We start from the raw sequence: 11,324 nt of genomic DNA, 5'->3' as shown, positions 1-11,324 counted from the left end.
CGCGGGGGCCGCGGGGGGCGGCCGGGGCGCCGGGGGGCCCTTCGTTCGCACGGCCGACGACGTCGTCGACGCCGTTGGGCTCGTCGACGGGTTCGCCGTAGGACGACTTGGGGTCACTCATCGCAGGCACTCCTCACGCAGGGCTCATCCCCGCAGAGGCAGAGTAGCCCGCGGTCCCGCGCACACGACGGAGGCGTGCCGGGGGAATCCGCGCCCGCCCACTACCCTGAGCCCATGGCACCACGGGCGTTCCGGCTCGCCGCGGCCGCGGCATCGACCCTCCTCGCACTCGCCGCGCTGACGGCGTGCGCACCCGACGCGCCCTCGGGGGGCGGACTCACCTTCACGCCCACACCGTCCACGTCCGCGTCCGGATCGGCGACGCCCACCCCGACGCCGTCGCCCACCGCGAAGGCGGAGATCCCCGACGACTGCCGCGCGATCCTGACCGCCGACGTGCTCGCTGAGCTCGAGGGCGTGCCGCTCAACGACCCCGCCTTCGGCGCATCGGGACCGCAGCCCGACGGCAGCCTGGTGTGCGTGTGGGGCGATCCCGCCGCCGACACGACGGGTCTGGTCACCAAGATCTCCTACATGTCGCGGGGTCCGGCGCTCGACATGCTCAACAAGCTCGTCACCGACGAGGGCTACACCTGCTACACCCCCGATGGCGGCACGCGCTGCGAGAAGACCTGGCCGAACGAGACGTACCCGGTCACGGACGGGCGCACGCTGTTCTGGCGCGACGACATCCTCATCGACACGCAGTACTCGAACCTGGCGCCGACCGGCTACACGGCCGCCGTCGTCGCGAGCATCTTCGGCTGAGTCAGCCCCAGACCGTGTGGTCGAGCCGCGGGCCGTAGTCCTCGGGGTGCCACGTCGTCTCGACGCTCACGAGCCACAGTCCGTCGCGGAGGGTGTGCTCCTCGAGCACCGCGCCCCGCGTGCGGTCGCAGACGGTGGCGGCGTCCGCCGCCCTGCATGAGAACCCGTCCCCCGCCAGCGCGGCCTCCGCGATCGTCGCGGCATCCGCGTCCACCTTCGACAGTGTGGTGACGATCCCGCCCGAGTCGAACCGCCACGTGCACGTCACCAGCACGTCGGGGGCGGCGGCATCGGCGAACGCCGTCGCCGCCGTCGCGGGAGCCGCCATCGACTGGTTGAGCAGCGATCCCTCCCGCCACGTCAGCTCGTTCCAGAGGTCGTCGGAGTACAGCGTGCGGCAGTCGATCGCGCCGCCGTCCGCCGCGGTCCGGGCGGGTGTCTGCACCGGCGTCGCCTCGGGCCGCGGCGCGGTGGCACTGCGCAGCGTGTCTCCGACCCACGCGACGGCCACCGGGATCATCGGCAGCGCCAGCCACACGAGCGAGGCGACGACCGCGGCGCACAGCATCCCCGCGGGCACGGCGATCCACGAGTTGCGTCCACCGATCCTCGCCATGGGGCCCCCACCTCCGTCTCCACGGTAAGCCGGAGAGACGGATGCTGCGCCGCGGCGCGCGCGGGGCCTCCGAGGACGCGAGTGGCCACAGCACCCGTCCACATCCTCGCCCCTGAGACGGAGGTCCGCTGCCGCAGGCGTCGGCAGGATACTCCGTCGCGGCCGAGAACTCGACCCCCTCCTTTCTTCCCTCCTCCTGCCGGACGGTTGTTCGCCACGGCGGATTCCCCCGGCCGGCACACCGCCGGCCGACGCCGGCCGTGAGATGGAGGAGGAGCATGTCGACCTATGAGACCGGATCCCCCGTGGACCGCACCGCCGACGGGTCACCGGCAGGGCAGAGCCCGGGCACGCCGGACATGAAGGAGCGCGCCGTCGACTCGGTGGCCGAAGTGGACGCCGGAGCGATGCACGTCGCCGGTGTCGCAGGCGACGAGATCCAGAGCGTGGCACATGACGTGAAGGACGCCGCCCGCGGCTTCTTCGACGAGACGCGCGCGCAGTTGTCCGACCAGGCGTCCACGCAGCAGCAGCGCGCCGCCGCTGCGCTGCGAGGCACGAGCGACGAGCTCCACGGACTGGCCTCGGGGACGAGCACGGGCTCCGGGGGCATGGCGACGAGCGCCGTGCGCGCGATCGGCGAGCAGAGCCGGCGTGCGGCCGACTGGCTCGAACAACGTGAGCCCGCGGACGTCGTGCGCGAGGTGCGCGGATACGCTCGCCGGCACACGGGCGCGTTCCTGCTGATCGCCCTCGGCGTGGGCATCGTCGCCGGCCGCGTGACGCGCGCGCTCATGGCTGACGCCCACAACGGGAGCGGCACGCTGAGCGGCTCGTCGGGCGCGCCGCGGCCGGCTCTCGCTGCGGGCACGCCGGGCGTGACGAGGGCCACGCCGGCTGCGCGGACCGGCTCTGCCACCGGAGCCGACGGGTTCGGCGTCGGCGGCGGCACCCACGACGAGGGGACGCCCATCGCCGATGCCCTCGCCGACCAGGCGCCGGGTGACCCGTTGTCACCCGACGCCGGACGCACAGCGGCGAACGGGCAGAACCCCGCGTCCGCCGACGGACCGGTGCAGGTCGAGTGGTCACCGAGCGGGGAGGCGCAACGATGACCGACATGCCCACACCGTCGCAGCAGAAGGCGGCGGAGACGTCGCTGGGCGACCTCGTGGGCGAGGTCTCCCGCGACCTGTCGACCCTGATGCGCAAGGAGCTCGAGCTCGCCAAGGCGGAGCTCGCCGAGTCCGCCAAGCGCGCGGGCATCGGCGCAGGACTGCTCGGAGGCGCCGGCTACGCGGCCGTGATGGCCGTGTTCTTCCTGAGCGTCGCCCTGTGGTGGGCGCTCGGCGACCTGATCGACAGCCTCGGATGGTCGGCCGTGATCGTCGCCGTCATCTGGGCCGTGATCGCCGGGATCCTGTACGCCGTCGGGCGGAGCCGGCTGAAGACCGTGCAGGGGGCGCCCCAGACGGTGGAGACCGTCAAGGAGATCCCCGAGGCACTCAAGAGGAATGAGGAGAACCGATGATGAGCAACCCAGACCAGATCCGCGCCGACATCGAGGTGACGCGCGACGAACTCGGGCGCGATGTGGACGCCCTCGCCGACAAGGTGTCGCCTCCGAAGATCATGGAGCGACAGACCACCCGGGTGCGCCGCGCCTTCGGCGACATGAAAGGCCACGTGATGGGCGTGGCCGACGACGTCGGCGACACGGCCTCCTCGGCCGGTCATTCCGTCGGCGACGCGGTGGGCGCCGCCGGCGACGCCGTCAAGGAACTGCCGCACAAGGCGAAGCAGAAGGCGCAGGGCGCACCGATCGTCGTGGGACTGCTCGCCGCCGGCGTCGGGTTCCTCGTGGCCAGCCTGATTCCGACCACCGACTCCGAGACGCGGCTCGCGACCTCGCTGCGCGACAAGGCCCAGCCGCTGGTCGACAAGGCCGTGGACGAGGCGAAGGATGCTGCGCAGGAGATGGCCCAGAACCTCAAGGGTCCCGCGCAGGACGCCGTCGAGCAGGTCAAGGAATCGGCGGTGAGTTCCGCCGAGACCGTCAAGGAAGAGGCGCAGGACACCGCCGAGCGCGTCAAGGAGAACGTCGCCGACAACCTGTCACAGGGCGACCGCGCTGCATCTCAGCCCGATGACGCGGAGGGATGGCACCGCCTCGGCTGAGGCATCCGTCCCCGAAACGGCGAGAGGCCCCGGCGATGCCGGGGCCTCTCGTTCGAGCGTCAGGGTCTTTCAGACCCGGGACTCAGTTGTAGTCGGTGGTGAAACCGTCCGTGGAGAAGCTGTCGAAGTCGACGTAGCTCAGGTCGGCGTCGGTGTACGCGCCGTCCGAGGCGAAGATGCGGTTGGGGTACCGCTCGCTCTTGGCCTCCTCCGTCGCCTCGACCGTGACATCGCGGTACTTCGCGAGTCCGGTTCCGGCGGGGATGAGCTTTCCGATGATGACGTTCTCCTTGAGGCCCATGAGCGGGTCGCTCTTGCCCTCCATGGCCGCCTGCGTCAGGACGCGGGTGGTCTCCTGGAACGACGCGGCCGACAGCCACGACTCGGTCGCGAGCGACGCCTTCGTGATACCCATCAGCTCGGGACGACCCGACGCGGGACGCTTGCCCTCGCCGACCGCCTCGCGGTTGATGGTCTGGTACTTCTTGAAGTCGACCAGCTCACCCGGCAGCAGCGTGGTGTCGCCGTGGTCGACCACGGTGACCTTCCGCAGCATCTGACGGACGATGACCTCGATGTGCTTGTCGTGGATCGGCACACCCTGCGAGCGGTACACGCCCTGGACGCCGTTCACGAGGTACTTCTGCACCTCGCGGGCACCCATGACACGCATGACCTCCTTGGGGTCGAGCGTGCCGACCAGGATCGGCTGACCGACGGTGACGTGCTGTCCGTCCTCGACCAGGAGCGTCGCGCGCTTCAGGACCGGGTAGACGTGCGGCTCGTCGCCGTTGTCGGGCGTGAGGATGACCTTCTTGGCCTTGTCGGTCTCGTCGATCGTGATGCGGCCGTCGGCCTCGGCGATCGGCGACGCACCCTTCGGGGTGCGAGCCTCGAACAGCTCCTGCACGCGGGGAAGACCCTGCGTGATGTCGTCTGCCGACGCCGAACCACCGGTGTGGAAGGTACGCATCGTCAGCTGCGTGCCGGGCTCACCGATCGACTGGGCCGCGATGATGCCGACGGCCTCGCCGATGTCGACGATCTTGCCGGTCGCGAGCGAGCGGCCGTAGCACTTCGCGCAGACACCGACGGCCGAGTCGCACGTGAGCACCGAGCGCACCTTGATGGACTCGACACCCGCCGCGACCAGCTTGTCGATGAGCACGTCGCCGACGTCCTCACCGGCCGAGGCGACGACCTCGCCCTTCGGGTCGACCGCGTCGGCCGCGAGCGTGCGGGCGAACACCGAGTTCTCGACGTTCGCGTCGCGCACCAGCGTGCCGTCGGCACCGGGAGCGGCGATGGTGAACTCGAGGCCCTTGGTCGTGCTGCAGTCCTCTTCGCGGATGATGACATCCTGCGAGACGTCCACGAGGCGACGGGTCAGGTAGCCCGAGTCGGCCGTACGGAGGGCCGTGTCGGCCAGACCCTTACGGGCACCGTGCGTCGCGATGAAGTACTCCGCCACCGACAGACCCTCGCGGTACGAGGAGATGATCGGGCGCGGGATGATCTCACCCTTCGGGTTGTTCACCAGGCCTCGCATACCCGCGATGTTGCGGATCTGCAGCCAGTTACCACGAGCGCCCGACGAGACCATGCGGTTGATGGTGTTGTCGGCCGGGAAGTGGTCGCGCATCGCCTTCTGGACCTCGTCGGTCGCCTCGGTCCAGATCTTGATGAGCTCCTGACGACGCTCGGCGTCGGTGGTGAGACCCTTCTCGAACTGCGCCTGGACCTTCGCGGCCTGCTTCTCGTAGCCCGCGACGATCTCGCCCTTGTTCGGGGGCGTGAGGATGTCGCTGAGCGCCACGGTGACACCCGAACGGGTGGCCCAGTAGAAGCCGGCGTCCTTGATGCGGTCGAGGGATGCCGCGACCTCCACCTTGGGGTACTCCTCGGCGAGCTTGTTCACGATCTGCGACAGCTTGCCCTTGTCGGCCTGCTCGCGGACGAACGGGTAGCCCTTGGGGAGCGTGTCGTTGAAGATCGCCTGGCCGAGCGACGCGTCCACGAGGCCGTGGCGCTCGTAGCCCTCGGGGGCTTCGCCCTCGAGGAACGCGAGACCCGGGATGCGGATGCGGACCTTGGCCTGCAGGTCGAGGGTGCCCTCGTCCTTGGCCAGGATCGCCTCGCCGACCGAGCCGAACACGCGGCCCTCGCCGGCAGCACCCTCGATGACCGTGGTCAGGTGGTGCAGACCGATGATCATGTCCTGCGAGGGCAGGGTCACCGGGCGGCCGTCCGACGGCTTGAGGATGTTGTTCGAGGCGAGCATCAGGATGCGGGCCTCGGCCTGGGCCTCGACCGACAGCGGCAGGTGCACGGCCATCTGGTCACCGTCGAAGTCCGCGTTGAAGGCGGCGCAGACGAGCGGGTGCAGCTGGATGGCCTTGCCCTCGACGAGCTGCGGCTCGAAGGCCTGGATGCCGAGGCGGTGCAGCGTGGGTGCACGGTTGAGCAGCACGGGACGCTCGCGGATGATCTCCTCGAGCACGTCCCAGACCTCGGGACGCGTGCGCTCGACGGCGCGCTTGGCGGCCTTGATGTTCTGCGAGTGACCGAGGTCGATCAGGCGCTTGATCACGAACGGCTTGAACAGCTCGAGCGCCATCTGCTTGGGCAGACCGCACTGGTGGAGCTTGAGCTGCGGACCCACGATGATGACCGAACGGCCCGAGTAGTCCACGCGCTTGCCGAGCAGGTTCTGGCGGAAGCGACCCTGCTTTCCCTTGAGCATGTCGCTCAGGGATTTGAGGGCGCGGTTGCCGGTACCGGTGACGGGGCGACCGCGGCGGCCGTTGTCGAACAGCGCGTCGACGGCCTCCTGCAGCATGCGCTTCTCGTTGTTGACGATGATCTCGGGGGCACCGAGGTCGATCAGGCGACGGAGGCGGTTGTTGCGGTTGATCACGCGGCGGTACAGGTCGTTCAGGTCGGAGGTCGCGAAGCGGCCACCGTCCAGCTGCACCATCGGGCGCAGCTCCGGCGGGATCACCGGGACGACGTCGAGCACCATCGAGGCCGGCGACATGCCGGTCTGCAGGAACGAGTTGACGACCTTCAGGCGCTTGATCGCACGGATCTTGCGCTGGCCCTTGCCCTCGGAGATCTGCAGGTGCAGGCTGTCGGCCTCGGCCGCCAGGTCGAACGCCTCGAGGCGACGCTTGATCGACTCCGCGCCCATGTGGGCCTCGAAGTACTGACCGAAGCGGTCCTGGAGCTCGTGGAAGATCTCGTCCTCGCCCTTGAGCTGGCCGACTTCGAGCGTGCGGAAGTCCTCCCACACCTTCTCGAGACGGGTGATCTGGTCGTCGGTGCCCTTGCGGATCGACGCCATCTCCTTCTCGGCGGCGTCCTTGACCTTCTTCTTCTGGTCGGCCTTGGCACCCTCCTCCTCGAGCGCGGCGAGCTCCTCCTCCAGCTTCTGGAGGCGAGCGGCCACACGTGCGTCGCGGCGGTCGGCGAGCGTCTTCAGCTCGAGGCGGATGTTGTTCTCCTGCGTCGACAGGTCGCGGTGACGAGCGTCCTGATCGACCGAGATCACCATGTAGGCGGCGAAGTAGATGACCTTCTCGAGGTCCTTCGGCGCCATGTCGAGCAGGTACCCGAGGCGCGAGGGCACGCCCTTGAAGTACCAGATGTGCGTGACGGGCGCGGCGAGCTCGATGTGGCCCATGCGCTCACGGCGGACCGAGGACTTGGTGACCTCGACGCCGCAGCGCTCGCAGACGATGCCCTTGAAGCGGACGCGCTTGTACTTGCCGCACGCGCACTCCCAGTCGCGCGAGGGTCCGAAGATCTGCTCGCCGAACAGACCGTCCTTCTCGGGCTTCAGGGTGCGGTAGTTGATGGTCTCGGGCTTCTTGACCTCGCCGTAGGACCAACGACGGATGTCGTCAGCGGTGGCCAGGCCGATGCGAAGCTGATCGAAAGTGGTTGATTCGAGCACTGGTTCTCCTGTGTCGGAAATTCGTTCGTTACCTGGCGCGCTTAGATCTCGTCGATCGACGAGGACTCGAAGCGGCTGGAGATGTTGATGCCGAGCTCTTCAGCGGCGCGGAAGGCGTCATCGTCGGTGTCGCGGAGGTTGACCGCGGTGCCGTCGGCCGAGAGGACCTCGACGTTCAGGCAGAGCGACTGCATCTCCTTCATGAGCACCTTGAACGACTCGGGGATGCCGGGCTCCTGGATGTTCTCGCCCTTGACGATCGCCTCGTAGACCTTGACGCGGCCGAGGATGTCGTCGGACTTGATCGTGAGGAGCTCCTGGAGCGCGTACGCGGCGCCGTAGGCCTCGAGGGCCCACACCTCCATCTCACCGAAGCGCTGGCCACCGAACTGCGCCTTACCACCGAGCGGCTGCTGGGTGATCATCGAGTACGGACCCGTCGAGCGCGCGTGGATCTTGTCGTCCACGAGGTGGTGCAGCTTCAGGATGTACATGTAGCCGACCGAGATCGGAGCCGGGAACGGCTCGCCGGAGCGACCGTCGAACAGCTGCGTCTTGCCCGACGAGTCGATCAGGCGCTCGCCGTCGCGGGTCGGGTTCGTCGAGTCGAGCAGACCCGCGATCTCGGCCTCGAACGCGCCGTCGAACACCGGCGTGGCGACCTTGGTGCCGGCCGGAGCCTCGAAGGCCTGCTCGGGCAGCTGGGCGGCCCACTCGGGGGTGCCCTCGACCTTCCAGCCCTGCTTGGCGATCCAGCCGAGGTGGAGCTCGAGGACCTGGCCGAAGTTCATTCGACCGGGGATGCCGAGCGGGTTCAGGATGACCTGGACCGGCGTGCCGTCCGCGAGGAACGGCATGTCTTCGACGGGGAGGATCTTCGCGATGACGCCCTTGTTGCCGTGACGGCCGGCGAGCTTGTCACCCTCGGTGATCTTGCGCTTCTGGGCGATGTAGACCACGACGCGGCGGTTGACGCCCGAGCCGAGCTCGTCGTCGCCGTCCTCGGCGTTGAACTCCTTGACCGCGATGATCGTGCCCTGCTCACCGTGAGGCACCTTCAGCGACGTGTCGCGGACCTCGCGGCTCTTCTCGTTGAAGATCGCGCGGAGCAGGCGCTCCTCGGCCGAGAGCTCGGTCTCGCCCTTCGGCGTGACCTTGCCGACGAGGATGTCGCCGGGACGCACCTCGGCGCCGATGCGGATGATGCCGCGCTCGTCGAGGTCCTTCAGGAGGTCGGGGCTGACGTTGGGGAGGTCACGCGTGATCTCCTCCTTGCCGAGCTTCGTGTCGCGGGCGTCGACCTCGTACTCCTCGATGTGGATCGAGGAGAGGGTGTCGTCCTTCACCAGGTCCTGGCTGAGGATGATCGCGTCCTCGAAGTTGTGACCCTCCCACGTCATGAACGCGACGAGGAGGTTCTTTCCGAGGGCGAGCTCGCCGTTCTCGGTCGCGGGACCGTCGGCGATGACCTCGCCGGCCTCGACGCGCTCGCCGGCCGAGACGACCACGCGCTGGTTGTACGACGTGCCCTGGTTCGAGCGGTCGAACTTGCGCAGGAAGTAGTCCTGGGTGCCGCCCTCGTCGAGCTGCACGGTCACGACGTCGGCCGAGACCTCGACGACGACACCGGCCTTGTCGGCGGTGACGACGTCACCGGCGTCGATCGCGGCGAAGCCCTCCATGCCCGTGCCGACCACCGGCGACTCCGAGCGGAGAAGCGGAACGGCCTGGCGCTGCATGTTCGCACCCATGAGGGCGCGGTTGGCGTCGTCGTGCTCGAGGAACGGGATGAGCGAGGTCGCCACCGACACCATCTGGCGCGGCGAGACGTCCATGTAGCCGATCTCCTCCGAGTGGAAGAGGTCGACCTCGCCGCCGTTGCCGCGACGGGCGAGGACACGGTCCTGCGCGAAGCTGCCGTCGGCCTTCAACTCGACACCGGCCTGGGCGACGATGTAGTCGCTCTCCTCCGAGGCGGTCAGGTAGTCGATCTCGTCGGTGACCTTGCCCTCGACGACACGACGGTACGGCGTCTCGATGAAGCCGAACGCGTTGATGCGCGCGAACGAGGCGAGCGAGCCGATCAGACCGATGTTCGGGCCTTCCGGCGTCTCGATGGGGCACATGCGGCCGTAGTGCGACGGGTGGACGTCGCGGACCTCGACGCCTGCCCGCTCACGCGACAGACCGCCGGGGCCGAGCGCCGAGAGGCGACGCTTGTGGGTCAGACCCGCGAGCGGGTTGTTCTGGTCCATGAACTGCGACAGCTGCGACGTTCCGAAGAACTCCTTGATCGCGGCCACGACGGGGCGGACGTTGATCAGGGTCTGCGGCGTGATCGCCTCGATGTCCTGCGTGGTCATGCGCTCGCGGACGACGCGCTCCATGCGCGACAGACCGGTGCGGACCTGGTTCTGGATGAGCTCGCCGACCGCGCGGATGCGACGGTTGCCGAAGTTGTCGATGTCGTCGACGTCGAGACGGATCTCGGCCGGCTTGCCGCCGCGCACGCCGTCGAACGTCACGTCGCCGCGGTGCAGGCGGACGAGGTACTTGATCGTCGCGACGATGTCGTCGACCGTCAGCACCGAGTCGGTGAGCGGCTTGTCGAGACCGAGCTTGTGGTTGATCTTGTACCGGCCGACCTTGGCGAGGTCGTAGCGCTTCGGGTTGAAGTAGAAGTTGTCCAGGAGCGCGCGGGCGGCCTCGGCGGCGACCTGCTCGCCCGGACGGAGCTTGCGGTAGATGTCGCGGAGCGCGTCCTCCTTGGTGAGGATCGTGTCCTTCGACAGGGTCTCTTCGATCGAGTCGAAGCCGGCGAACTCGGCGAGGATGTCCTCGCTGGTGAGACCGAGGGCCTTCAGGAAGACGGTGACCGACTGCTTGCGCTTGCGGTCGATGCGGACGCCGACCTGGTCGCGCTTGTCGATCTCGAACTCGAGCCAGGCGCCGCGCGACGGGATGACGCGCGCCGACACGATGTCCTTGTCGGAGGTCTTGTCGGGGGTCTTGTCGAAGTAGACACCGGGCGAACGGACGAGCTGCGACACGACGACGCGCTCGGTGCCGTTGATGATGAACGTGCCCTTGTCGGTCTGGAGCGGGAAGTCGCCCATGAAGACCGTCTGGGTCTTGATCTCACCGGTCTGGTGGTTCATGAACTCGGCCTCGACGTAGAGCGGGGCCGCGTACGTCTTGCCGCGCTCCTTGCACTCCTCGATGGAGTACTTCTCGGGCTCGAGGTACGGGTTCGTGAACGAGAGCTGCATGGTCTCGCTCAGGTCCTCGATGGGCGAGATCTCCTCGAAGATCTCCTCGAGGCCGCTGACCTCGGGCACGTCGGTGCGACCGGCGGCCTTCGCGTCCGCGACGCGCGCCTTCCAGGCCTCGTTGCCGACGAGCCAGTCGAACGACTCGGTCTGCAGCGCGAGAAGGTCGGGGACCGTCAGCGTGTCGGAGATCTTGGCGAACGAGAGGCGGGATGCTCCGCGTCCGTTCTTGGGGGTGGTGGTGGTGGGGTTGGATGCGTTGCGCGCAGCAGCCAAGGGGATTACCTCCGTGGGCCCGTAGGGCTCGTTTCCTTGTCGTCAGGTGGAGTGCTCCTCATCCCCGAAACCCGCGCGGCACTCCTCACGTGAACGTGAGGGGGCGCAGGCACAGCCGACCACCATATGAGGGCAGGGGGAATCCAAGAGCGCAAAGACCCACTATACGTCGCACGACGCGCCGTGTCCAGTCGGATTCTTG

The 11,324-nt window shown here is 68.5% G+C and carries 7 protein-coding genes; 4 read left to right on the top strand and 3 right to left on the bottom strand.

Features of this window, described 5'->3' with window-relative positions; genetic code table 11:
- The first annotated feature begins 234 nt into the window (after positions 1–234).
- Entirely contained in the window at positions 235–828 is a 594-nt protein-coding gene (locus tag ACLBXX_RS18540; RefSeq protein ID WP_447659231.1) for a hypothetical protein, read from the top strand.
- A 1-nt stretch (position 829) separates the two neighbouring features.
- On the opposite strand, the gene ACLBXX_RS18535 is transcribed toward ACLBXX_RS18540, so the two are convergent.
- Positions 830–1,444 carry a hypothetical protein gene (locus ACLBXX_RS18535; RefSeq protein WP_447659230.1) on the bottom strand — a complete coding sequence of 205 codons (615 nt, stop codon included), beginning with the start codon at positions 1,442–1,444 and terminating at the stop codon, positions 830–832.
- A gap of 278 nt (positions 1,445–1,722) precedes the next feature.
- Here ACLBXX_RS18535 and ACLBXX_RS18530 point away from each other — a divergent pair, with 278 nt between their 5' ends.
- Genes ACLBXX_RS18530 through ACLBXX_RS18520 form a run of 3 tightly spaced genes read left to right on the top strand, consistent with a single transcriptional unit; the run spans position 1,723 to position 3,622 of the window.
- On the top strand, positions 1,723–2,559 hold the full coding sequence (locus ACLBXX_RS18530; protein ID WP_447659229.1) for a hypothetical protein: 837 nt from the start codon (positions 1,723–1,725) through the stop codon (positions 2,557–2,559).
- Positions 2,556–2,975 carry a phage holin family protein gene (locus ACLBXX_RS18525; protein ID WP_447659228.1) on the top strand — a complete coding sequence of 140 codons (420 nt, stop codon included), beginning with the start codon at positions 2,556–2,558 and terminating at the stop codon, positions 2,973–2,975. The genes ACLBXX_RS18530 and ACLBXX_RS18525 overlap by 4 nt, the downstream gene beginning before the upstream one ends.
- A complete protein-coding gene (locus ACLBXX_RS18520; protein ID WP_447659227.1) occupies positions 2,972–3,622 on the top strand; it encodes a DUF3618 domain-containing protein in 651 nt (216 codons plus the stop codon). The genes ACLBXX_RS18525 and ACLBXX_RS18520 overlap by 4 nt, the downstream gene beginning before the upstream one ends.
- Before the next feature lie 82 nt (positions 3,623–3,704).
- Here ACLBXX_RS18520 and rpoC read toward each other — a convergent pair whose 3' ends face one another.
- Both rpoC and rpoB read right to left on the bottom strand, forming a co-directional pair.
- A complete protein-coding gene (gene rpoC / locus ACLBXX_RS18515) occupies positions 3,705–7,577 on the bottom strand; it encodes a DNA-directed RNA polymerase subunit beta' (protein WP_310288308.1) in 3,873 nt (1,290 codons plus the stop codon).
- Positions 7,578–7,618: 41 nt separating this feature from the next.
- Positions 7,619–11,122: a DNA-directed RNA polymerase subunit beta gene (rpoB, locus tag ACLBXX_RS18510; RefSeq protein WP_447659226.1), complete on the bottom strand. Its 3,504-nt coding sequence runs from the start codon at positions 11,120–11,122 to the stop codon at positions 7,619–7,621.
- Positions 11,123–11,324: the final 202 nt, after the last annotated feature.

The sequence above is a fragment of the Microbacterium sp. C23T genome (genome assembly GCF_053345975.1).
The sequence above is the reverse complement of the archived record's forward strand: the minus strand, read 5'-3'. Positions and strand labels throughout refer to the sequence as shown.

Coding starts and splice junctions, on each gene's coding strand:
- ACLBXX_RS18540 (WP_447659231.1), top strand. CDS start 235: ATGGCACCACGGGCGTTCCGGCTCGCCGCGGCCGCGGCATCGACCCTC.
- ACLBXX_RS18535 (WP_447659230.1), bottom strand. CDS start 1,444: ATGGCGAGGATCGGTGGACGCAACTCGTGGATCGCCGTGCCCGCGGGG.
- ACLBXX_RS18530 (WP_447659229.1), top strand. CDS start 1,723: ATGTCGACCTATGAGACCGGATCCCCCGTGGACCGCACCGCCGACGGG.
- ACLBXX_RS18525 (WP_447659228.1), top strand. CDS start 2,556: ATGACCGACATGCCCACACCGTCGCAGCAGAAGGCGGCGGAGACGTCG.
- ACLBXX_RS18520 (WP_447659227.1), top strand. CDS start 2,972: ATGATGAGCAACCCAGACCAGATCCGCGCCGACATCGAGGTGACGCGC.